This is a genomic window from Achromobacter sp. FW305-C-30-7 (assembly GCF_058783105.1).
The window spans coordinates 231462-253385 of the sequence record NZ_JBYSYI010000002.1 but is presented as its reverse complement, the minus strand read 5'-3'; the positions used below and the strand labels follow the sequence as shown (position 1 = coordinate 253385).

Here is a 21924-nt window from a genome sequence, read left to right as displayed (position 1 = left end):
TGCGCGCCGTGATACCCGCGCGCCTGTCAGCGGCGGCCGGCTGCCACCGCGCCTGGCAGGCGCTGCACCGCGTCCAGCAGCCGGGCGGCGAACTCCTGCGCCGCGCGGCTGCGCGATGCTTCCTTGCGCCACAGGATGGCCGCGCGGCGGATGGTGGTCGGGTCGGTGAGCGCGATGCTCTTCAATTCGGATCCCGCCGCGCCGGCCGCATGCTCGGCGGCGATGGTCGCCAGTTCGCCTTGCCGGCACAGGTGGATCAGCGCATCCACCGATTCCATTTCCACCCGCACCTCGGGAGCCAGCCCGGCCTGGGCGCAGGCCGCGTCTATCATGCGGCGCGTGGCGAAGCTGCGCGGCAGCAGCGCCAGCGGCACGCCCGCCAGGTCGCGCATGCGCAAGCTGCGCCGCGAGGCCAGCGGGTGGTTCTTGCCGACCACCACCCGCAGGCGCTCGTCGAATAGGGGCTGCGCCTCGATTTCCTCGCGCAGCGCCGGATGGAAGGAAATGCCCAGGTCCAGTTGGCCGCTGACCAGCAGGTCCTCGATGGGGCCGGCGCGCAGGTCGCGCACCTGGATCTGGACCTTGGGAAAGGCCAGGCTGAATCCGGCCACCGCGTCCGGCACGAAATGGGTCAGGAAGGTGGGGATGACGCCTATGGTGAGGGATCCGGCCTGCAGGCCCGCCAGATCCGCCAGGGCCATTTTCCCGGCTTCGACTTCCTGCAAGGCCCGGCTGGCATGGTCGCGCAGCACCCGGCCCGCTTGCGACAGGCGCAACCCCCTGCCAATACGGTCGAACAGGGGCATGCCCAGCTCTTCCTCCAACTGTCGCAGGCCGTGCGACAGGGTGGATTGGGTGACGTGCAGGGCGTCCGCCGAGCGGGTCAGGTGCTCGGTTTCCGCAACGCTGAGAAAGTAGCGTAGCTGGCGCAATTCCATCGGCGGGACTCCTGGTGCAAAGCCGGAACGGACGGTCAATGATGGGCGATTTATTATTCGATAGCATCGAATAATAAATGCAATATAAATCATTGGATGAAAAACCGGCCGGGCCCTAATCTTGCCTGTATCACTCACGCAGGGCTTCAGGCTTTATGACTTCCGTTTCGACCCAGGCTCCGATCACGCCGGACGACGCCTCCTGGCGCATCGAGCGCATCCACGCGAGGATCGTCGACATCCCGACGATCCGGCCGCACAAGTTTTCGTTCGGCGCCATCAACCGGCAAAGCCCGGTCATCGTGCAGCTCTGGCTGGCCAACGGCGCCTGCGGTTTTGGCGAGGCGGCGACGATAGGCGGGCCGTCGTGGAACGAGGAGTCGCCCGAATCCATTCTGCATGCGATCCAGAACTACCTCGCTCCGGCAGTGGCCGGAGCGGATGCGCGCCGGTTCGCCGAACACATCAACCGTCTCGATGCCGTCTGCAAGGGCAATGCCTTTGCCAAGAGCGCCGTTGAGATGGCGCTGATCGACGCGGTGGCGCGCAGCCTGGGCGTGCCGGCCTGGCAATTGCTGGGCGGCAAGCGCATCGAACGCCTGCCGCTGGCCTGGACGCTCGCCAGCGGCGATTCGCAGCGCGACCTGGAAGAGGCCGAGCAGATGATGCAGGCGCGCCGCCACCGCCTCTTCAAGCTCAAGATCGGCGCGCGCAGTCCGGCCGACGACGTGGCCCACGTGGCGCGCATCGCGCGCGGCCTGGATGGCCGCGCCGAGATGACGGTGGACGTCAACCAGGCCTGGGACGGCAACACCGCGCGCCGCTATCTGCCGCAATTGGTGCTGGCCGGCGTGACCTTGATCGAACAGCCCGTGGCGAAGTGGGACGTGCAGGCTTTGCGCGAGGCGACGCAGTCGCTGGGCTCGGCCGCGCTGATCATGGCGGATGAGACCGTGTGCTCCGCGCAGGACGCCTTCATGCTGGCCTCGCAGCGCGCATGCCATGTGTTTTCCCTGAAGGTCGCCAAGCACGGCGGCCTGCTGCGCACGCGCGAAGTCGCGGCCGTGGCGCAAGCCGCCGGCATAGGCTGGTACGGCGGCACCATGCTGGAGACCTCGCTGGGCAGCGCGGCGTCCGCGCACGTGTTTGCCACGCTGTCTGACCAGCATCACGGTTGCGAACTGTTCGGCCCGCAGCTGCTGGTCGACGACATCGTCGAGCAGCCCATGGCCGTGCGCGACTTTGCATTGCAATTGCCCGACGGCCCCGGCTTCGGCGTCGTCGTGGATGAGAAGCGGCTGGATCGTTTCGACCGCGCCAGGGCAGGCCTGACGCCCGTCACGGTCGACTTCGGCCGCGGTGGCGAGGCTGCCGCGACCTGACCCACCATTTTCCCGATCATTCCAAAAAGCAGGAGACGCATCATGGCTGAATTTACCCAGCAACAACTACTGGACCTGGTCAACAGTTCCCAGGTCAATCCCGGCAACGACCGGGTCCGGCAGATTTCGCAGCGCATCGTGTCGGACCTGTTCCGCGCGATCGACGATCTCGACATCAAGCCCGACGAGTTCTGGGCGGGCGTGGATTGGCTCGCGCGCCTGGGCGCCAGCGGCCAGATGGGATTGATCACCGCGGGCCTGGGCTTTGACCGCCTGATCGATATCCGCGAGGAAGAGGCCGACGAGGCCGCCGGCCGCGCCGCCGGCACGCCGCGCGCCATCGAGGGACCGCTCTACATTGCGGGCGCCCCGCTGTCCGACAGCGAAGCGCGATTGGACGAAGATCCCGTGCCGGGGACCGTACTGGTGATGGAAGGGCAGGTGCGCGACGTGGACGGCCAGCCTGTCGCCGGCGCGCTCGTCGACGTCTGGCACGCCAACGAGCTGGGGCGCTATTCGCATTTCGATCCGGACCAGGCGGACTACCACCTGCGCCGCAAGATCAAGACCGACGCGCAGGGCCGCTACCGCTTCCGCAGCTTCATTCCGCCGGGCTACGCGATTCCGCCGAACAGCCCCACGTCCGAACTGTTCGAGGCATTGGGCCGCCATGGCAACCGGCCGGCCCATATCCACTTCCTGGTGGCCGCCGAAGGCCAGCGCACCTTGACCACGCAGGTCAACATCCCGGGCGACACCTTCCTGGACGACGACTTCGCCTTCGCCACGCGTGACGGCCTGGTGGTCGAACTGCAGCCGGGCACGCCGCCCGCGGGCTATGAGAGCCTGGGCGTGAACGCGCCGTTCACGCGAGTCTGTTTCGACTTTGTGCTGCAGCCGGCGCTGGACGCCGACGAGGCCCGCCCGCAAGCCCGCATGGACCGCGCCACCGCTTAAGCGTCACCCGGGCGGCGCCCGCCGCGGCGCCGCCGTCCCCGACACCACACAGAACAATCCCGCAGGCGCGAGGCCGGGTCCGGCCGCGCCATGGAGACAAACATCATGACCGCTACCAACAGCTGGTCGATCCCCACGCTGATCGACCAGGAACGCCTGGGCGCCTTTCAATGGCGCGTGCTGATCCTGTGCTTTCTGATTGCGCTGTTCGACGGCTTCGACACCCAGGCGATCGCCTTCACCGGGCCCGCGATCCTGGCCGCCTTCGATCTGAAGGCAGGCGCGCTGGCGCCCATCCTGACCGCCGGCATCGTCGGCATGACGGTGGGCGCGATGACCCTGGGCCTGATCGGAGACCGCATCGGCCGTCGTCCGGCCATCATGCTGGGCCTGGCCCTGTTCGGCCTGTCCACGCTGGCCACGGCCTGGGCTACCGACACCAGCCACATCCTGGTGCTGCGTTTCATAGCCGGCCTGGGTATGGGCGGCTGCACGCCGGTGCTGTTGGCGCTGGCCGCCGAGTATGGCCCGGCCCGTTTGCGCGGCGCCATCATGACCGGCGTGCTGCTGGGCCTGCCCGCAGGCGCCATGCTGGGCGGCTTGCTGGCCGCCCGCATGCTGCCCGTCATCGGCTGGGAAGGCATCTTCGTGGTCGGCGGCCTGGCGCCGCTGGCGCTGCTGGCCGTCGCCGCCGTGATGCTGCCCGAGTCGCTGTACTTCAAGGCCACGCGCCGCGATCCGGAAAGCCAGCGCTACATCGCGCGGATTCTCTCGACGATATCGAGCCGCAAGCTGGGAGCGGACACGCAGTTCACCGTGCCGGAGGAATCCGTCGCGCGGGCCGGCGTGGGCGCGCTGTTCGCGGACGGCCACGGCGCCAAGACCGTGGCGATCTGGGCGGTGTACCTGTTGAACTGGGTCGCGTGGTTCATGCTGCTGTCGTGGCTGCCCACGGTGCTCAAGGCTGCGGGCCTGCCGGCAGAGCAGGCGCCCATGGGGACGGTCATCGTTAATGCCGTCTTCATCATCTGCGCGATCCCGTTGTCCTTCATGCTGCCGCGCCTCAACACCCGGCGGCTGCTGGGCGGCATGTTCGCGCTGGGCATCGCGGTGGCCGTCGGCCTGAGTCAAGCCGGCGACAACTGGACGCTGGTCTTCATCCTGGTCGGCGCCGCCGGCTTCGGCATAGGCGGACAGCAGATCGCGCTGAATTACCTGGTGGTGGGCGCTTACCCCACCGCCTTGCGCGCCACCGCCACCGGCTGGGCCATCGGCATGGGGCGCGCGGGAGCGATTGCGGGTTCGGCCATCGGCGGCAGCTTCCTGGCCTGGGGCGGGCCTTCGGGATTTTTCATCGCGCTGGCCATCCCCCTGGCGGTCGCGGCGCTGGCGGTATTGAGCCTCAAGCTCAAGCATGCGCGGCCCGAGGGCGCGCTGTCCGCGGCGCATTGATACGGCAAAGGACGACACAAGCATGAACACACATCTACGTTTCGAGGGCCAGGTGGCCCTGGTCACCGGCGCGGCCCAGGGCGTGGGCCGGGCAACGGCCCGGCGCCTGGCGGCCGAAGGCGCGCACGTGGTCGTGGTGGACCGGGCCGAGGAGCAGGGCGCCGCCGTGGCCGAGGAAATCCGGGCCGCGGGCGGACGCGCCAGCTTTGCGCAGGCCGATCTGGAAACCCATGCGGGCGCGCAGTCCATGGTGCGGGCCGCGCTGGCAATCAATGGCCGCATCGACGTGTCGGTGCACAACGTGGGCGGCACGATCTGGACCCGGCCGTTCTGGGAGTATTCGCCCGAGCAGATGCAGCGCGAGGTCAACCGGTCGCTGTGGCCCACGCTGTGGTCCTGCCGCGAAGTCATACCGGTGATGCGGGCGCAGGGCGCGGGCGCCATCGTCAACGTGGGGTCGAACGCCACGCGCGGCATCTACCGCGTGCCGTACTCGGCCTCCAAGGGTGGCGTGCACGCGGCCACCGTCTGCATGGCGCTGGAGCTGGCGAAGTCCGGCGTGCGTGTCAATTGCGTGTCGCCGGGCGCGCTGGACAACGGCGTGCGCGCCATCCCGCGCCATCATGAGACGCCCTCCGCGCAGGAGACCGCCTGGGTGGGCGAGATGTATGCCTCCTGCCTGCGCGACACGCCGCAGGACCGCCTGGGCCAGGCCGAAGAGGTGGCAGCGGCGATCTGCTTCATGGCCGCGCCCGAGGCGTCCTATATCACCGGGCAGATCATGTATGTGGCGGGCGGTGACATAGGCTGAATGGGCCGAGCCGCCAGGGGCCGGTTCAGCCTGTTGCCGCAGGTCTGGCTGCCTGGCTCCGCATCAGCCGTCGGGGCGGCTGGCCGCCAGCCAGTCCAGGAAATCGCGGCCTGGCCCTTGGTCGCGCGCGATTGCTCCTATGGGTTGGAACGAGCCCGGCGATTCGATCGGCACGCGCTGGAAGTGCCCATGCTGCATGTACCAGTTGCCCAGGGTCTGGGGCACCATCGCCAGGGCCTCCTGGGCCTGCATCACGGCGATGAGCAGCGGCATCGGCGGGGCGGCGCTGCTTAGCCTGCACAGCCGGGGCACCACGCCGGCGCGTTCGAAAAACGCCTTAAACACCGCGTGGATGGCCAGTTCCGGCCGGGGCTCGATCCATAGCTGCGAGGCCACCTGCGCCAGCGTGGGCGCGCCGTCGGGCGCCAGCAGCGGGTGGCCGGCGGCGGCCACGATCACCGCTGCGTCGTCTTGCAGCGGCACGAATTCCAGGCCGGCGGGCACCGCTTCCGGGCGCCGGCACAGCAGCATGTCCAGGCTGCCGCCAGCCGCCTGCGGCAGCAACTGCTCGCGGCTGCCTTCGACGACCTCCACTTGCAGTCCCGGCCGCGCCTTCAGGTAGGCGGGCAGGCGTTCGGCCAGCAGCCCGCCGCTGGCCGCGGGAATGGCGCCCAGGCGCAGGTAGCCGGTGGCGCCCTGACGCAGGGCCGCCACCGAGTCCGTGGAAGCGCGCAGCGTTGTCAGCATGCTGCGGGCGCATTCCGCCATGAGCTGGCCGCTGCGCGTGGTGCGCATGCCGCGGGCGTGGCGCTCGAACAGCTTTACGCCCAGCAGGTCCTCGATGTCGGCCAGCGCATGGGTGGCCGCAGGCTGGCTCAGGCCGATATGGCTGGCCGCCTGCTGGATGCTGCCCAGGTCGGCGATGCTGGCGAGCAATTGCAGATGGCGCAGGCGGCCCTTGGCGAGCAGGCGGGACAGCAGGGTGGCGGGGGCGACGTCCATGGCGCGGGCAAGATTGATATTCAAAATATGAATATATCTACCCATTAATGTATTTGAAATAAGGATATGCCCTGGACACAATGCAGCGATCCCGTTCATTGCTTCCGTTCCCCAGGAGTGGCTGGTCCATGAAGTCCCGTCTGCTGCACGCGCTGGTTTGCGCCGTAACTTTCAGTGTTTCGTCCCTGGCCGCCGCCCAGGGCGCCTATCCTTCCCAGCCCCTGCGGCTGATCGTGCCATTTGCGCCTGGCGGATCCACGGATGCGCTGGCGCGCGCGGTGGCCGAGGGCTTGCGCAAGGAACTGGGCCAGAGCGTGGTGGTGGAGAACCGCGCTGGCGCGGGCGGCCTGCTCGGCACCGAGGCGGTAGCCCGGGCCGAGCCCGACGGCTACACGCTGGGCATGGCCACGGTCAGCACCATGGCCGTCAATCCCTTGCTATACGGCACCAAGCGCGTCGACCCGCAGACGCAATTGAAGCCGGTGGCGTCGGTGGCGACGGTGCCGGTCGTATGGATGGTGAATCCGGCGTTTCCGGCGCAGGATTTCGCGCAATTCCTGGCCGAGCTGCGCGCCCATCCGGGCAAGTATTCCTATGGTTCGCCCGGCGTGGGCTCGCTGGGCCATCTGAACCTGGCGGCCATGAATGCCGACCTGAAGGTCGACGTGCTGCACGTGCCGTACCGCGGCATGGGGCCGGCGCTGACCGCCGCGGTGGGCGGCGAGGTGCAGGTGCAGCAGGACCAGTACGCCTCCGCGCAATCGCTGGTCAAGGCCGGCAAGCTGCGCGCCATCGCCGTGTCGGCGCCGGCCCGGATGCCCGACATGCCGGAACTGCCGACCATGACCGAACTCGGTTATCCGCAACTGAACGCGCTGGGCCAGACCTGGTTCGGGCTGGTCGTGCCCGCAGGCACGCCGGATGCCGTGGTGCAGCGCCTCAATGAGGCGGCGGTGCGCGCGCTGGCGGACCCGGCGCTGGTGCAGCGCCTGGCGGGCATGGGCGCGCAGGCCGATGCCGGCACGCCGCAGGCCTTCGCCGAACGCATCGCGCAGACGCTGGCCGCCAATCGCAAAATCATTGAAACTGCCGGCATCAAGCTCGACGAGTGACCTGACCGGTATTTCCCCGCCATTACAGCCACAGGAGAGACAATGGGTGCCATCGAAAAACTTGCGCCGTTCATCGACGCGCGCAGCGAGCGCTACGCGGAACTGAGCGACCGCATCTGGAGCCTGGCCGAACTGCGCTACGACGAACACAAGTCCGCCGAGCTGCACATCGCGATGCTGGAGGAAGCAGGCTTTCGCGTCACGCGTGACGCCGCCGGCATTCCCACCGCCTTCGTGGCGGAGGCGGGCAGCGGCGGGCCTGTGATCGGCATCCTGGGCGAGTACGACGCGCTGTCGGGCCTGAGCCAGGAAAGCGGCGCCTACGCCTGCCAGCCTTCGCCGGAAACGCCGAACGGCAATGGCCACGGCTGCGGCCACCACCTGCTGGGCACCGCCGCGCATTTCGCCGCGGTGGCAGTGAAGGAATTCCTGGAGGCCAACGGCCTGCCCGGCACCATCCGCTTCTATGGCTGTCCGGCGGAAGAGGGAGGCTCGGGCAAGACCTTCATGGCGCGCGCTGGCCTGTTCGATGACCTGGACGCGGCGCTGACCTGGCACCCCGCATCGCACACTGGCATCTTCCACCAGTCCTCGCTGGCCAACATCCAGGCTTACTTCCGCTTCCGCGGCATCGCGGCGCACGCGGCGAACTCGCCGCACCTGGGCCGCAGCGCGCTGGACGCGGTCGAACTGATGAACGTGGGCGTGAACTACCTGCGCGAACACATGGTGCCGGATGCGCGCGTGCACTACGCCGTGACCAATAGCGGCGGCATTTCGCCCAACGTGGTGCAGGCCCGCGCCGAGGTGCTGTACCTGGTGCGCGCGCCGATCAATTCGCAGGCCTCCGAACTGTACGAGCGGGTGCAGAACGTGGCGCGCGGCGCGGCGCTGATGACGGGCTGCGAACTGGAAATCGTGTTCGACAAGGCCTGCTCGAACTACATCCCCAACGGCGTGCTCAACCAGATCATGTACGCCAACATGCAGTCTTTGCAGGGGCCGGATTACAGTGCGGGCGAACAGCAGGCCGCGCGCCGCATGTGGGACTCGATTTCCGCGGACGACATCGACAACGCCGGCAAGAATCTGGGCGCGGTGCTGCGCAATCCCACGCCGCTGTTCACCGGCGTGGCGCCGTACGAACCCGGCAAGGCCGAAATCACCTATGGCTCAACCGACGTGGGCGACGTGAGCTGGGTCACGCCCACGGCGCAATGCTGGGGCGCCTGCTATGCCTACGGCACGCCGTTCCATTCCTGGCAGATGGTGGCGCAGGGCAAGATGTCCATGGCGCACAAGGGCATGGTGCACGCGGCCAAGATCATCGCGGCGACCGCCGCCGATCTGTACACGCAACCCGAGGCGCTGGCGCGCGCCAAGGAAGAACTGATGGAGACGCGCCGGGGGCAACCCTACGTCTGCCCGATTCCGGCCGACGTGCTGCCCTCGTTCATGCGTCAATAGTCGTTGGGAGTGGGGCGGCGCAAGGCCGCCCCATTATTTGCCGTCAGGCCGGCAGGGAGGGCGCGTATTGCGCGTCCGAGTTGACCTTGGCGTGGAATTCCACCACCTTGCGCACCACCTTGACGGGATCGTCTTCGATGATGAAGAGGTCCAGGTCGTGCGCGCCTATCATGCCGTTGGCCAGCACTTGGCCGCCCAGCCATTCGACCAGGCCGGACCAGTACTCGCTGCCCACCAGCACGATGGGAGCGGGCGGGACCTTGCCCGTCTGGATGAGCGTCAGCGCTTCGAAGAGTTCATCCAGGGTGCCGAAACCGCCAGGCATCGCCACATAGGCGAAGCTGTGCATGAAGAAGGTTGCCTTGCGCGAGAAAAAATACTCGAATGACAGGCTGATGGTTTGGTATTCGTTGTTGTGCGCTTCGTGGGGCAGGCTGATGTTCAGCCCGATGCTGGTGCCGCCTGCCTCGAACGCGCCCTTGTTGGCTGCCTCCATGATGCCGGGACCGCCGCCGGCGATCACCGCGAAACCCGCATCCGCCAGAGCAGCTGAAATGGCGATGGTGGTTTCATAGTGGGGGGAATTACGGCTGACTCGCGCACTGCCGAAGACGCTGACAGCAGGCCCGATGTTCGCGAGCTTGTCTGCCGCCGTCCGTATCTCTGACATAATCAGCGGAATTTGTTTGTTGGCGGGTGTTTCCGCAGCTATTGCCATATCTGCCTTTGTAACCATGAAAAAAACCTTATTACTGGTCGACGGTTCAAGTTACTTGTACCGCGCTTTCCACGCTATGCCTGATTTGCGCAACGCGCAAGGCGAACCCACGGGGGCGCTTTACGGCGTGGTGAATATGCTGCGCAAACTTGTCTCTGATCATAAGGCAGAGTATGCCGCATGTATTTTCGATGCCCGCGGCAAGACCTTCCGGGACGATCTCTACCCGGAGTACAAATCGCACCGCCCGCCCATGCCGGAAGACCTGGCGGCGCAGATCGAGCCCATCCACAGCGCCGTGCGCGCGCTGGGCTGGCCGGTGCTGGCCATCGAAGGGGTCGAGGCCGACGATGTGATCGGCACCCTGGCCAAGCGCGCCGCCGAGCACGACGTGTACACCATCGTGTCCACCGGCGACAAGGACCTGGCGCAGCTGGTCAACAGCCACGTCACCCTGGTCAACACCATGACCGGCGAAGTGCTGGACGAGGCCGGCGTGGTCAACAAGTTCGGCGTGCCGCCCGACCGCATCGTGGATTACCTGATGCTGGTGGGGGACGCAGTGGACAACGTCCCCGGCGTGACCAAGGTGGGTCCCAAGACGGCGGTCAAATGGCTTACGGAATTCGGCTCGATTGACAAGCTGGTTGAAGGGGCGGAAGACATCAAGGGCGTCGCCGGCAGCAATCTGCGCGAGGCCATTCCGAATTTCCCGCTGACGCGCCAATTGCTGACCGTGAAGTACGACTGCGACCTGGCCGGCCACGTGGACGCGGTGGACGACCTGACGCCGCGCCCGCGCGACGATGCGACGCTGACCGAGCTCTACGAGCGCTACGGTTTCCGCACCTGGCTGCGTGACCTGACCGGCGACGCTGAACGCGTACCGGCGGGCGATGCCCGCGTCGCGCACGAGGCGCCCGCCGCGCCCGTGGAGCTGGACTATCAGATTCTCTCCGACTGGGCCGCGTTCGACGCCTGGATGGAAAAGCTGAAGGACGCGCCGCTGGTCGCGGTGGATACCGAGACCACTTCGCTGGATGAAATGCAGGCGCGGATGGTGGGCATGTCGCTGGCGGTGTCTCCCGGCGTGGCGTGCTACATCCCGGTCGCGCACCGCGGCCCGGACAACGCGCCGCAACTGCCCAAGGCCGAAGTGCTGGCTCGCCTGAAGCCCTGGCTTGAAGATGCGTCCCGCGCCAAGCTGCTGCACCACGCCAAGTACGACGCGCACGTGTTCGCGAACGAGGGCATCAAGCTGGCCGGCATTACCGAAGACACGATGCTGCAGGCCTATGTGCTGGAATCGCATCGCGGCGTCGGGTTGAACGACCTGGCCCAGCGCTACCTGGGCCGCAGCGGCGTGTCCTACGAGGACCTTTGCGGCAAGGGCGCCAAGCAGATCGGCTTTGACGAAGTGGCGGTGGACAAGGCCGGCCACTACGCCGCCGAGGACTCGGACTTCACCTTGCAGCTGCATCAGGTGCTGCGCCCGATGGTGGCGGCCGACGAAGGGCTTAACCGCATCTACCTGCTGGAAATGCAGGTGTCTGAGGTGCTGACCACGGTCGAACGCAATGGCGTCAAGGTGGATGCCGCGGAACTGGGGCGCCAGAGCCATAAGCTGGGCCAGGAAATGCTGCAGCTCGAGCAGAAGGCCTATGAACTGGCCGGCCAGCCCTTCAACCTGAATTCCCCCAAGCAGCTGGGCGAGATCCTGTTCGGCCGCATGCAGCTGCCGGTGGTCCGCAAGACCGCCAGCGGCGCGCCGTCCACCGACGAAGAAGTGCTGAGCAAGCTGGCGCAGGATTACCCGCTGCCGCAAGTGCTGCTGGAATACCGCGGCCTGTCCAAGCTGAAGTCCACCTACACGGACAAGCTGCCGCGCATGATCAACCCGAACACCGGACGGGTACACACGCATTATTCGCAGGCTGCGGTCATCACCGGCCGCCTGGCTTCGTCCGATCCCAACCTGCAGAACATCCCGGTGCGCACCGAAGCCGGCCGGCGCGTGCGCGAGGCGTTCATTGCCGAGCAGGGCATGCTGCTGTCGGCCGACTATTCCCAGATCGAGCTGCGCATCATGGCGCACGTGTCGGACGACGCCAATCTGCAGCGCGCCTTCGAGGCGGGCGAGGACATCCACCGCGCCACGGCCTCCGAAGTTTTCGGCGTGTCGCTGGAGGACGTCTCCACCGAGCAGCGCCGCGCCGCCAAGGCGATCAACTTCGGCTTGATCTACGGCATGGGGGTGTTCGGCCTGGCGTCCAACCTGGGCATCACGCGCGATGCCGCGCAGGCCTACATCGACCGCTATTTCGCCCGCTATCCCGGCGTGGCGATGTACATGGACGACACCCGCCGCCGCGCGCGCGAACAGGGCTATGTGGAAACCGTCTTCGGACGCCGCCTGCAACTGCCGGAAATCCGCGGCGCTTCGGGCCCGCGCCGCCAGGGGGCCGAGCGCGCCGCCATCAACGCGCCGATGCAGGGCACGGCGGCCGACCTGATCAAGATGGCCATGATCGCGGTGCAGGACTGGCTGGAAGCCGAAAAGCTGCAGACGCGCATGATCATGCAGGTGCACGATGAACTGGTGCTGGAAGCGCCGGACGCCGAACTGGAACTGGTCAAGGAAGCATTACCGCGCCTGATGTGCAATGTGGCGACCCTGCGCGTGCCGCTGGTGGCCGAGGTGGGCATGGGCAAGAACTGGGAGCAGGCCCACTAAGGCCGGGACCCTCCTGTCCCCGGGACACTTGGGCCGCCTGCGGGCGGCCCATTTCCGTTTTCGGTATTGAAACAATATAATGTTGCGCTTCCCCGCCTAAAACACGTCCCCCAAATGTTGCTGCTCTGGATTTTGCTCGCCACCGTTACCGGCGGGCTCATCGCTGTCCTGGTCGCCAGTTGGCTGGCCTACAAGGTCTTCGCGCAATATCTGCACCACATGGTCAGCCTGTCGGTGGGGGTGCTGCTGTCGGTGGCGCTGCTGCATCTGCTGCCCGAGGCGTTCGAGACCGGGGTGGGCGACGCCCATGTGCTGTTCGGCCTGATGCTGGCGTCGCTGATCGGCTTCTTCGTCCTGGAGAAGATTGCCTTGCTGCGGCACAGCCATCACCACGAGGGCGACGGCCACCATCACCACAAGGGTCATGACCGCCACGAGGCGGGCCGCGGCGGGGTGCTGATCCTGATCGGCAGCTCGCTGCACAATCTGTGCGACGGTGTGCTGGTGGCCGCGGCTTTCCTGACCGATCCGCTGCTGGGCGTGCTGACCGCGGCGTCCATCATCGTCCATGAAGTGCCGCACAAGCTGGGCGATTTCGTGGTGCTGCTGAACGCCGGCCTGGCGCGCCGCCGCGCGTTCTCGCTGATTCTCTTCACCAGCTTGTGTTCAGCCGTGGGCGGCATAATAGGGTACTTCGTGCTGCAGCAGGCGCAAGAATGGGTGCCGTATGTCCTGGTGGTTGCGGCCAGCAGCTTCCTTTACATCTCGGTGGCCGACCTGATGCCGCAGATGCACGAACGGGTATCCCTGGCCGATGCCGTCCCGCAGTTGCTGCTGGTCGGCGTGGGCGTGGCGCTGATCTACAGCGTCACCACGGTGATGCACCACGGGCACGACCACGACGCCGAAGCCGGCCGTGGCGCGCCGCAAGTGGAGCATGTCCACCGGCACTAGGATCGGCGCGAGGCCATGCAGGCGCTGGCGGGATATCCGGCTTGGTTGATCATCCCTACACAGGAGTTCTTCATGAGTTTTTCCGCCGCAGCCGGCAATGTCGCCCCCACCGTGATCCACACGGACACCCAGGGGCTGGTCCACGGGGATTTCAAGCTGCCCGTGGCCGACGGCACGATCGCCGCCTATTACGCCGCGCCCGAAGGCCGGCGCGACCTGCCCATCGTACTGGTGGTGCAGGAAATCTTCGGCGTGCATGAGCACATCAAGGACCTGTGCCGCCGGGTCGCCAAGGCCGGCTATCTGGCCGTGGCCGCCAATCTTTACCAGCGCCAGGGCGACGCCTCGGTCTACACCGACATCCCGAAACTGATTGCCGAGCTGGTCAGCAAGGTGCCGGACGAACAGGTGTTTGCCGACCTGGACGCCAGCGTGGCCTGGGCGGCCGAGCATGGCGGCGACCCCAAGCGCGTGGCGGTGACGGGCTTCTGCTGGGGCGGCCGCCTGACCTGGATGTACGCCGCGCACAACCCCGACGTGAAGGCCGCCGTGGCCTGGTACGGCAAGCTCAGCGTGGGCCATGGCCCGTTGATCAAGCGCTTTGCCTTCGACGTGGTCAACGAACTGCACGCGCCGGTGTTGGGCCTGTATGGCGGCAAGGACGCCAGCATTCCGCTGGCCGACGTCGAAACCATGAAGGCCAAGCTGGCCACCGGCAACGACAACGCCAGGCGTTCGGAGTTCGTGGTGTACCCGGAAGCCGACCACGCTTTCCTGGCGGACTACCGCGCCAGCTACAAGGCCGAGGCGGCGCAGGACGGCTGGAAGCGCATGCTGGATTGGTTCAAGCGGTACTTGTAGGAGCGGAGCAGGGGGCGAAAGCGCCTCTTGCCGCGATTTGAAAAAGCCGACCTCGCGGGTCGGCTTTTTTCTTCTTCTCAGTTCCCTGCCTCGCGCAGGCGGCTGGGCAGCAGCTCGCCGTGGCGCGCCAGCAAGGGGTAGGCGGCCGCGCCCACCAGGTGGGAATTGATGCCCTTCATGTCGCGCAGGATATCCAGGTAGAGCGCGCCCACTTCGGCCGCGTCGACCTCGCCTGCCTTGATCTTCTGCAGGTGGGTATCCGCCGCATGGGTTTCGATCGAGCGGAAGCGCGCCTTCTCGCCCGCCAGCGCGCGGGCCTGGCGCAGGTCGTCATTGACGAACAAGGCCGCGGCGGTGCGCTGGTTGGCGATGAGCTGGCCCAGCGTGTCGTCCAGGCTGGCGCGCTGCTCGGGCGAAAACATCCAGCCCTGCTTGCGCAGCTTGGCGACGTGGCTGAGCAGGCCGTGATGGGCGATGTCGCCGGCATGGCCGATATTGCTGGTGAAGGCGAGGATGTCGTCCAGGCGCTGGATGTCGTCGCGCGTCATGTTTTCCTGGTCCAGGGTGGCCAGGTACGTGGTGATGGCGTTCTCCAGCTTGTCCAGCGCGGCGTCCAGCTGGCGCGCCTGCACCATGCGGTGGCGGTTGTCGCGCTTGAAGCCGGCGCGGGCGTAGAGCAGCAGGGTTTGCAGCATGTCGGCCATGCGCAGCGCTTCGCGCGCGGCGTTGCCGAGGGCCACGGCCGGCACGTCATGGGCCCATTCGTCCAGGTACTGGGGTCGCGACGGGTCGTTCGGATCCGCGCGTTTGGGCAGCCAGCGGGTCAGCAGGGCTGCATAGGGCGTCAGCAGCGGCAGGAACACCAGGGCGATGACGGCGTTGAACAGCGTGTGGAAGTTGGCCACGGCGCGGGCCGGGTCGGACGCCAGCTCGCTCATCATCGGCTGCAGGTAGGGCAGCAGGATCAGGCCGGCCAGCACGCCCAGCACCCGGGTCAGCAGGTTGCCCAGCGGCAGGCGGCGGGCGGCCGGGTCGTCGCCGGTCACGCCTTCGATCATGGGGTTGATGGCGGTGCCCAGGTTGGCGCCCAGCACCAGCGCGAATGCGACGTGCGGGGCCACCATGTGGTGGCTGGCCAGCGACATGACCAGCACCACCACGGCCACGCTGGAATGCGCCGCCCAGGTGAAGGCGGCCGCCAGCAGCACGGTGGCCACCGGCTGGGTCGACAGCGCGTCCAGGATCATGCCCAGCATGGGCGCGGTCTGGAAGGGCTGGAACAGCTCGACCAACTGGTGCAGCGACAGCAGCAAGAGGCCCAGGCCGATGAAGACGCGGCCCAGGTCGCGCGTGCGCCCCGGCGGATAGCGGCGGAACATCCAGACGCCCGCCAGGATCAGGATGGGGGCGAGCGAGGTCAGGTCGAAGGACAGCAGCTGGACGATGAGCGTGGTGCCGACGTTGGCGCCCAGCATGGCGGCCAGGGCCGGCGCCAGGCCGACCACGCCGCCGGCCGCAAAGCCGGTGATCATCAGGCCGGTGGCGGTGCTGCTCTGCAGCGCGGCGGTAATGCCCAGCCCGGCGGCGAAGGCCCGCAGCCGGGTGCCCAGGGCCTTGCCCAACGCCGCGCCCAGCGCGGCCCCGAAGGCGCGCTGCACGCCTGTTTGGACCATGTGCACGCCCCACAGGAGCAGGGCGACGTAGCCGGCGAAGTCAAGCAGGGTAATAAGTCCGGACATCCTGGCGTGTTTCCATTCTTTTATGACAAGTAATAATTCTGTAATGATCGCATGCGCGGCGCTGGCGGGGGAACCTGTCCCCTCAATACAGCATACGCCTGCCGTGCCTGCTGCGCGCGGACTGGGCTGCGCGTATCATTGCCTCATCCTTCGTAGATGCATTGGAGTGTTGCGTGGCCGTTTCCGTATTCGACCTGTTCAAGATAGGCATAGGCCCGTCTAGCTCCCATACGGTGGGCCCGATGCGGGCTGCCCTGTTGTTCGCGCAAGGCCTGGAACGCGACGGGCTCATGCCCAGCGTGGCCTGGGTGCGCGCCGAGCTCTACGGATCCCTGGGCGCCACGGGCAAGGGCCACGGCACCGACAAGGGCGTGCTGCTGGGCCTGATGGGCGAAGCGCCCGATACCGTCGACCCTGCCGCCATCGCCGGCATGATCGCGTCGGTGCGCGCCAGCCGCCAGTTGCCGCTGCTGGGACGCCATCCGGTTCCCTTCGTGGAAAAGGAACACATGATGTTCTACCGCCGCGAAGCCATGGCGGAGCATCCTAACGGCATGAAGTTTCATGCGTTTGACGCCAATGGCGAATCGCTGCGCGAAGCCCGCTACCTGTCGGTGGGCGGCGGCTTCGTGGTGACGGCCGGCGCCTCCAACAGTCAGGTCATCGCCGCGCACGACCAGTTGCCGTTCCCGTTCCGCATGGGGCGCGAGCTGATGTCCATGTGCCGCGAGAACGGCTTGTCGGTGGCGCAGTTGATGATGAAGAACGAACTGACCTGGCGCGACGAGGCCGAGGTGCACGCCGGCCTGGACCGCATCTGGCAGGTGATGCAGGACTGTGTGTCGCGCGGCTGCGGCATCAACTATCCCGAGGCCGACGGCGAGCTGCCCGGCCCCTTGCGCGTGCGCCGCCGCGCGCCCGAGCTGTACCGCAACCTGACCCAGCGCGCCGAGCGCACGCTGTCCGATCCCCTGTCCGTGATGGACTGGGTCAACTTGTACGCGATGGCGGTCAACGAAGAGAACGCCGCCGGCGGGCGCGTGGTGACGGCGCCGACCAACGGCGCGGCCGGCATCATCCCCGCCGTGCTGCACTACTACGACCGCTTCGTGCCCGGCTCCAACCGCGAGGGCGTGCGCGATTTCCTGCTGACCGCGGCGGCGGTCGGGCTGCTGTACAAGTACAACGCTTCGCTGTCGGGCGCCGAGGTCGGCTGCCAGGGCGAAGTGGGCGTGGCCTGCTCGATGGCGGCGGGCGGCCTGGCGGCGGCCCTGGGCGGCACGGTCGAACAGGTCGAGAACGCGGCCGAGATCGGCATGGAGCACAACCTGGGCCTGACCTGCGACCCGGTCGGCGGCCTGGTCCAGATCCCCTGTATCGAGCGCAACGCCATGGCCTCCATCAAGGCCGTCAACGCCGCCCGCATGGCGCTGCGTGGCGACGGCCAGCATTACGTGTCGCTGGATTCGGTCATCAAGACCATGCGCGAAACCGGCGCCGACATGAAGACCAAGTACAAGGAAACCGCGCGCGGCGGGCTGGCGGTGAACATTGTCGAGTGCTGAGGGCACGGGGTGACGACGATGCGGGAGGGCGAGCGGCTGTCATGGCCTCGGGGTTCCTTTCCGAAGCAAGGGAAGAACGTAGGCCGGGGAGGAAATGGCAAACGGCACGCCTGCAGGCTGCAGCTGGCCGCTGTCCGGGTCGATGCGCAGGCAGGAAATGCGGTGCTCGTCCTGGCTGGCGACCAGCAGGAAGCCGCCGTCCGGGGTGATGGCGGCGTCCCGCGGGGTGCGCCCGCCGGCGGGCCACAAGCCTATCGGCTCAAGCCAAGGGGCGGATTCCAATAGCCGAAATCCTGCGATGCTGTCGTGGCCGCGGTTGGTCGCGTAGAGCCAGCGTCCGCTCGGATGCAGGCAAAGCGCGGACGCGGAGTTGGCGTTGCGCCAATCTGCCGGCAGCGTGCCGATCCGGGCGAGCGCGTGTGCATGGGGATCGCGTGCCGTGGGCAGTTGAACGACGCTCACGCTATTGGACAGTTCGTTGAGCACGAAGGCGCGGGTACCGGCCGGATTCAGCCGCAGGTGGCGCGGCCCGGAACCTGGACCTATCTGCACCTGCAGGTCCGGGAGCAGATCCAGCGCGGCGCCCCGCAAGGCATGGCGGGCGACGCTGTCGGTACCCAAGTCACACAGGTAGACCGCATCGCCGGACGGGGTCGGCTGGGCGCAATGCACATGGGGGCTCGCCTGGCGGTCGCTGCGCGGACCGCTGCCATGGCGCACGATGATGTCGGGCGGGGCGCTGGGCAACCCCTGTCCGTCGAGCCGGTAGCTCAGGACTTCGCCGCTACCATAGTTGGATACGAAGAGGCGGTCCGCCGCAGGGGTCAGGCTGATGTGGCAAGGGCTGGCGCCAGGGGTAGGCACATTGAGCAAATGCCGCAGCGTGGCCGCGTCGTCGACCGCGTAGACGTCGATGCTGGCGCCTACTTCCTGCTCGCTCACGCCATACAGCAGGCCGAGGGACGCGGAATGGCACAGGTAAGAGGGATTGACGCCATGGCTGTCCACCTGCAATTCACGCAGCGTGGCCGTCGCGGCGTCGAACCTCAGCAAGTGGATGCCGCGCCCTATGCCGTGCACATGCGGCATCGGCCGCGTATACGTGCCCACGGCAACCAGCCAGCTGCCCGTTCCGCGGGCCGGGGAGTGCGTACTCGATTCAGCCACGGTCTGCCCTCGACATCACGTCTATCCATACAGCCAGGACCGGCGCCAGGCCCTTGAAATTATGCGCCCACTCCATTGAAGCAGGAATGTCTGATCGTTAGTCCTCTTCGGGGTCTGCCTCGCATCCTGGGGGCCTTTTTTTGGCCGGAGCCGGAAAAGACGATGGCCCGCGCAAGCGGGCCATCGAGTCAGGGCTGCAGGGCGCGAGGCCCGTCTGAGCGAAAGGCTTAGACCACGCGCGCGTTCTGCAGCGCGGCGATGCGGGCCGGAATCGGCGGGTGCGAGGCGAACATGGCGGCCAGGCCGCCCTTGCCGGTGATGCCCGAGGCCTCGAAGGACTTGGGCAGTTCGCCCGGCTCCAGGCCGCCGAGGCGGGCCAGGGCGCGGATCATGGGTTCGCGGGCGCCCATCAGGTGGGCCGAGCCGGCGTCGGCGCGGTATTCACGCTGGCGCGAGAACCAGGCCACGATGATCGAGGCCAGGACGCCGAAAATGATCTCACAGACCAGCACGGTGATGTAGTAGCCCGGGCCGATGCCGCGTTCGTTCTTGAACACCACGCGGTCGATGAAGTAGCCGACCACGCGCGCCAGGAACACGACGAAGGTGTTCACCACGCCCTGGATCAGGGTCAGCGTGACCATGTCGCCGTTGGCGATGTGGGCGACTTCGTGGGCCAGCACGGCGGCGACTTCTTCTTCGCTCATGCTTTCCAGCAGCCCGGTGGACACGGCGACCAGGGAGTCGTTCTTGAACGCGCCGGTGGCGAAGGCGTTGGGCGCGCCTTCATAGATGGCGACTTCCGGGCGGCCGATGCCGGCGCGGTCGGCCAACTGGTGCACGGTGTCGACCAGCCAGGCTTCGCGCTGGTTGCGCGGCGAGTTCGGGTCCAGCACCTGGGCGCCGGTGCTCCACTTGGCCATGGGCTTGCTGATCAAGAGCGAGATGATCGCGCCGGTGAAGCCCACCACGACCGAGAAGATCAGCAGGGCGTTGAGGTTCAGGCCGTTGGCGGTGATGTAGCGGTCCACGCCCAGGATGCGCAGCGTGGCCGACAGCACGAGCATGACGGCCAGGTTGGTCAGGACGAACAAGACAATGCGTTTCATGTTTTTTGTGTTCCTCTGCGAGCAGGATATGCCGGGATTCGACACTGCTGCGGCCCGCCAGTTCCCCGACTCGCGGCGCCGCTTCCGGTGACGGAGAGTATAGTATCGCTTTCCCTTATTCCTCCTCACTTTTCCCTTAGCGTAGACCCCCCATGCAGGCACTTTGGATGTTGCTGGCGTCCGCCATGTTCGCCATCATGGGTTCGTTCGTGAAGCTCGGCACCGAGCATGGCGCCTCGCTGCCGCAAGTGGTGCTCTTTCGCGGACTGCCGTCGGTCATCCTGCTGCTGATCTGGGCCCGCGCCGGCCGCCAGTCCATCATTCCCGTTAGCTGGAAACTGCACCTGTGGCGCAACCTGTCTGGCGTCACGTCGATGTGGCTGGGCTTTTTCGCCATCGCCCATCTGCCCCTGGCCACGGCCACCAGCCTGAATTACACCGCGCCGCTGTTCATCGCCTGTTGGATGCTGGGCTGGGGCGGGGCGCAGCGCGACCCCGTGCGCATTATGGCGGTGGCGCTGGGGTTCCTGGGCGTGATCGCGGTCCTGCGGCCCAGCATCAACGAAGACCAGTGGCTGGCCGCCTTGCTGGGAATGACCGCCGGCGCCATGTCGGCCATCGCCATGATGCAGATCCGCCAACTGGGCCGGGTCGGGGAACCCGAGTGGCGTACCGTGCTGTTCTTCTCCGTGGCCGTGTGCGTGTCCAGCCTGGCCGGACTGCTGTTCGAGGGCTGGGGCTACGCCGACTGGACCGGCTATCTGTCGCTGCTGGGCGTGGGTGTGACGGGGCTTTTCGGGCAGCTGGCCATGACCCGGGCCTTCGGCCTGGGGTCGGCGTTGCTGACCGCGGCACTGCAGTACAGCACCATCATCTTCGCGGCCTTGCTGGGCATGGGTATCTGGGGCGAGCAGCTGGACGCCTTGGCCTGGGCCGGGATGGGCCTGATCATTTTCGCGGGCCTGCTGTCGATATGGCGCACCATGCGCGATCCCAAGCCGGCCTGACCCGCGACAGCTACGCACCATTACAGGAGCACACCGAATGACGATGACCCTGATTTCCGCCGCCGACCTGGCCGCGCGCCTGGATGCGCCCGATGTGCGCGTGTTCGATGTGCGCCACGACCTGAGCAACCACGCGGCGGGCCGTCAGGCCTATGACGCCGGCCATATCCCCGGCGCCCGCTACCTGGACCATGAAACCGAGCTGTCCGCGGCCCGCACCGGCAAGAACGGCCGCCATCCCTTGCCCTCGCGCGGCGAATTCGGCGCGTTGATGGCCGCGCATGGCGTCACGCCCCAGACCCTGGTGGTGGCCTACGACGCCAGCGGCGGCATGTACGCCGCGCACCTGTGGTGGATGCTGCGTTGGCTGGGACACGATCAGGTGGCCGTGCTGGATGGCGGCTGGCAGGCGTGGACCGCGGCCGGACTGCCGACCACGACCGAAGCCGCGGCCGCCGTGCGCGCGGGCGATCCGGTCGAGCCGGGTGCCTCACTGGCGGGTTCGGTAAACGCCCAGGCGGTGCTGGACAATATTTCCCGCCAGGCTTTCACCGTGATCGATGCGCGCGCGGCCAACCGCTACCGCGGCGAGGTCGAGCCCATGGACCCGGTGGCAGGCCACATTCCGGGCGCGCTGAACCGCCCCAACGGCGAGAACCTCCAGGCCGACGGCCGCTTCAAGCCCGCCGCGCAATTGCGCGAGGAATTCGCCAGCCTGCTGGACGGCCGCGATCCCGCGGCCATCGTGCACCAGTGCGGCTCGGGCATTACGGCCTGCCACAATCTGCTGTCGATGGAGATCGCCGGACTGTCGGGGTCGCGCCTGTACCCGGGCTCCTGGAGCGAGTGGTGCAGCGACCCGGCCCGGCCGGTGGCCACGGGCGCGTAGGTTCTGCAGGCCGGGGCGCAACGCCCCGGCTTTCTTGCCGCAAGCCGCGCGGACTTTGCG

Annotated in this window: 18 protein-coding genes; 12 read left to right on the top strand and 6 right to left on the bottom strand. The window is 67.3% G+C overall.

The features are described 5' to 3' along the window. Positions 1-26: 26 nt before the first annotated feature. Positions 27-938 carry a transcriptional regulator CynR gene (gene cynR / locus AC3WOB_RS08165; RefSeq protein WP_492274715.1) on the bottom strand — a complete coding sequence of 304 codons (912 nt, stop codon included), beginning with the start codon at positions 936-938 and terminating at the stop codon, positions 27-29. 155 nt (positions 939-1093) lie between these two features. Between cynR and AC3WOB_RS08160 the strand changes: the two genes are divergently transcribed. The 4 genes from AC3WOB_RS08160 (at position 1094) to AC3WOB_RS08145 (ending at position 5540) form a co-directional block, all read left to right on the top strand. Then, a complete protein-coding gene (locus tag AC3WOB_RS08160) occupies positions 1094-2320 on the top strand; it encodes a muconate cycloisomerase family protein (RefSeq protein ID WP_492274714.1) in 1227 nt (408 codons plus the stop codon). A 42-nt stretch (positions 2321-2362) separates the two neighbouring features. Continuing rightward, on the top strand, positions 2363-3277 hold the full coding sequence (locus AC3WOB_RS08155; protein ID WP_013392468.1) for a dioxygenase family protein: 915 nt from the start codon (positions 2363-2365) through the stop codon (positions 3275-3277). Positions 3278-3382: 105 nt separating this feature from the next. Next, positions 3383-4729 (top strand): MFS transporter, encoded by a 1347-nt coding sequence (locus AC3WOB_RS08150; RefSeq protein WP_492274713.1) that lies wholly within the window; start codon positions 3383-3385, stop codon positions 4727-4729. Positions 4730-4751: 22 nt separating this feature from the next. Beyond that, positions 4752-5540 (top strand): 1,6-dihydroxycyclohexa-2,4-diene-1-carboxylate dehydrogenase, encoded by a 789-nt coding sequence (locus AC3WOB_RS08145; RefSeq protein ID WP_013392470.1) that lies wholly within the window; start codon positions 4752-4754, stop codon positions 5538-5540. A 63-nt stretch (positions 5541-5603) separates the two neighbouring features. On the opposite strand, the gene AC3WOB_RS08140 is transcribed toward AC3WOB_RS08145, so the two are convergent. Further along, on the bottom strand, positions 5604-6566 hold the full coding sequence (locus AC3WOB_RS08140; RefSeq protein ID WP_237709986.1) for a LysR family transcriptional regulator: 963 nt from the start codon (positions 6564-6566) through the stop codon (positions 5604-5606). A 104-nt stretch (positions 6567-6670) separates the two neighbouring features. Between AC3WOB_RS08140 and AC3WOB_RS08135 the strand changes: the two genes are divergently transcribed. Together AC3WOB_RS08135 and AC3WOB_RS08130 are read left to right on the top strand one after the other, a co-directional pair. Then, positions 6671-7654 carry a Bug family tripartite tricarboxylate transporter substrate binding protein gene (locus tag AC3WOB_RS08135; protein ID WP_013392472.1) on the top strand — a complete coding sequence of 328 codons (984 nt, stop codon included), beginning with the start codon at positions 6671-6673 and terminating at the stop codon, positions 7652-7654. 42 nt (positions 7655-7696) lie between these two features. Further along, on the top strand, positions 7697-9121 hold the full coding sequence (locus AC3WOB_RS08130; protein ID WP_492274712.1) for a M20 family metallopeptidase: 1425 nt from the start codon (positions 7697-7699) through the stop codon (positions 9119-9121). Positions 9122-9164: 43 nt separating this feature from the next. Here AC3WOB_RS08130 and AC3WOB_RS08125 read toward each other — a convergent pair whose 3' ends face one another. Next, positions 9165-9857 carry an LOG family protein gene (locus AC3WOB_RS08125; RefSeq protein ID WP_013392474.1) on the bottom strand — a complete coding sequence of 231 codons (693 nt, stop codon included), beginning with the start codon at positions 9855-9857 and terminating at the stop codon, positions 9165-9167. Here AC3WOB_RS08125 and polA point away from each other — a divergent pair. The 3 genes from polA (at position 9856) to AC3WOB_RS08110 (ending at position 14388) form a co-directional block, all read left to right on the top strand. Then, complete coding sequence (gene polA / locus AC3WOB_RS08120) at positions 9856-12573, top strand: DNA polymerase I (protein WP_492274711.1); 2718 nt, start codon at positions 9856-9858, stop codon at positions 12571-12573. The two genes, AC3WOB_RS08125 and polA, sit on opposite strands and share 2 nt — an antisense overlap. Before the next feature lie 114 nt (positions 12574-12687). Further along, positions 12688-13527, top strand: coding sequence for a ZIP family metal transporter (locus tag AC3WOB_RS08115; RefSeq protein WP_013392476.1), 840 nt, complete (start codon positions 12688-12690; stop codon positions 13525-13527). A gap of 72 nt (positions 13528-13599) precedes the next feature. After that, positions 13600-14388: a dienelactone hydrolase family protein gene (locus AC3WOB_RS08110; protein ID WP_013392477.1), complete on the top strand. Its 789-nt coding sequence runs from the start codon at positions 13600-13602 to the stop codon at positions 14386-14388. 77 nt (positions 14389-14465) lie between these two features. On the opposite strand, the gene AC3WOB_RS08105 is transcribed toward AC3WOB_RS08110, so the two are convergent. Beyond that, entirely contained in the window at positions 14466-16127 is a 1662-nt protein-coding gene (locus AC3WOB_RS08105) for a Na/Pi cotransporter family protein (RefSeq protein ID WP_013392478.1), read from the bottom strand. A gap of 173 nt (positions 16128-16300) precedes the next feature. Between AC3WOB_RS08105 and AC3WOB_RS08100 the strand changes: the two genes are divergently transcribed. After that, positions 16301-17692, top strand: coding sequence for an L-serine ammonia-lyase (locus AC3WOB_RS08100; RefSeq protein WP_207466132.1), 1392 nt, complete (start codon positions 16301-16303; stop codon positions 17690-17692). Between the two features lie 39 nt (positions 17693-17731). Here the strand turns inward: AC3WOB_RS08100 and AC3WOB_RS08095 are convergent, their stop codons facing one another. Continuing rightward, positions 17732-18859, bottom strand: coding sequence for a lactonase family protein (locus AC3WOB_RS08095; RefSeq protein ID WP_492274710.1), 1128 nt, complete (start codon positions 18857-18859; stop codon positions 17732-17734). 227 nt (positions 18860-19086) lie between these two features. Continuing rightward, positions 19087-19968 carry a protease HtpX gene (gene htpX / locus AC3WOB_RS08090; RefSeq protein ID WP_088139274.1) on the bottom strand — a complete coding sequence of 294 codons (882 nt, stop codon included), beginning with the start codon at positions 19966-19968 and terminating at the stop codon, positions 19087-19089. Positions 19969-20120: 152 nt separating this feature from the next. Here htpX and AC3WOB_RS08085 point away from each other — a divergent pair, with 152 nt between their 5' ends. Together AC3WOB_RS08085 and AC3WOB_RS08080 are read left to right on the top strand one after the other, a co-directional pair. Then, the gene (locus AC3WOB_RS08085; RefSeq protein ID WP_041652943.1) at positions 20121-20975 is read left to right on the top strand and encodes a DMT family transporter; all 855 of its coding nucleotides are present in this window, start codon (positions 20121-20123) and stop codon (positions 20973-20975) included. A gap of 37 nt (positions 20976-21012) precedes the next feature. Further along, a complete protein-coding gene (locus tag AC3WOB_RS08080; RefSeq protein WP_492274709.1) occupies positions 21013-21864 on the top strand; it encodes a sulfurtransferase in 852 nt (283 codons plus the stop codon). Positions 21865-21924 lie beyond the last annotated feature (60 nt).

Bases quoted from the DNA above. Each gene is read 5' to 3' on its own strand.
- polA (WP_492274711.1), top strand. From the start codon at position 9,856: ATGAAAAAAACCTTATTACTGGTCGACGGTTCAAGTTACTTGTACCGC.
- AC3WOB_RS08135 (WP_013392472.1), top strand. From the start codon at position 6,671: ATGAAGTCCCGTCTGCTGCACGCGCTGGTTTGCGCCGTAACTTTCAGT.
- AC3WOB_RS08110 (WP_013392477.1), top strand. From the start codon at position 13,600: ATGAGTTTTTCCGCCGCAGCCGGCAATGTCGCCCCCACCGTGATCCAC.
- AC3WOB_RS08150 (WP_492274713.1), top strand. From the start codon at position 3,383: ATGACCGCTACCAACAGCTGGTCGATCCCCACGCTGATCGACCAGGAA.
- AC3WOB_RS08115 (WP_013392476.1), top strand. From the start codon at position 12,688: ATGTTGCTGCTCTGGATTTTGCTCGCCACCGTTACCGGCGGGCTCATC.
- cynR (WP_492274715.1), bottom strand. From the start codon at position 938: ATGGAATTGCGCCAGCTACGCTACTTTCTCAGCGTTGCGGAAACCGAG.
- AC3WOB_RS08155 (WP_013392468.1), top strand. From the start codon at position 2,363: ATGGCTGAATTTACCCAGCAACAACTACTGGACCTGGTCAACAGTTCC.
- AC3WOB_RS08105 (WP_013392478.1), bottom strand. From the start codon at position 16,127: ATGTCCGGACTTATTACCCTGCTTGACTTCGCCGGCTACGTCGCCCTG.
- htpX (WP_088139274.1), bottom strand. From the start codon at position 19,968: ATGAAACGCATTGTCTTGTTCGTCCTGACCAACCTGGCCGTCATGCTC.
- AC3WOB_RS08085 (WP_041652943.1), top strand. From the start codon at position 20,121: ATGCAGGCACTTTGGATGTTGCTGGCGTCCGCCATGTTCGCCATCATG.
- AC3WOB_RS08130 (WP_492274712.1), top strand. From the start codon at position 7,697: ATGGGTGCCATCGAAAAACTTGCGCCGTTCATCGACGCGCGCAGCGAG.
- AC3WOB_RS08145 (WP_013392470.1), top strand. From the start codon at position 4,752: ATGAACACACATCTACGTTTCGAGGGCCAGGTGGCCCTGGTCACCGGC.
- AC3WOB_RS08125 (WP_013392474.1), bottom strand. From the start codon at position 9,857: ATGGTTACAAAGGCAGATATGGCAATAGCTGCGGAAACACCCGCCAAC.
- AC3WOB_RS08080 (WP_492274709.1), top strand. From the start codon at position 21,013: ATGACGATGACCCTGATTTCCGCCGCCGACCTGGCCGCGCGCCTGGAT.
- AC3WOB_RS08160 (WP_492274714.1), top strand. From the start codon at position 1,094: ATGACTTCCGTTTCGACCCAGGCTCCGATCACGCCGGACGACGCCTCC.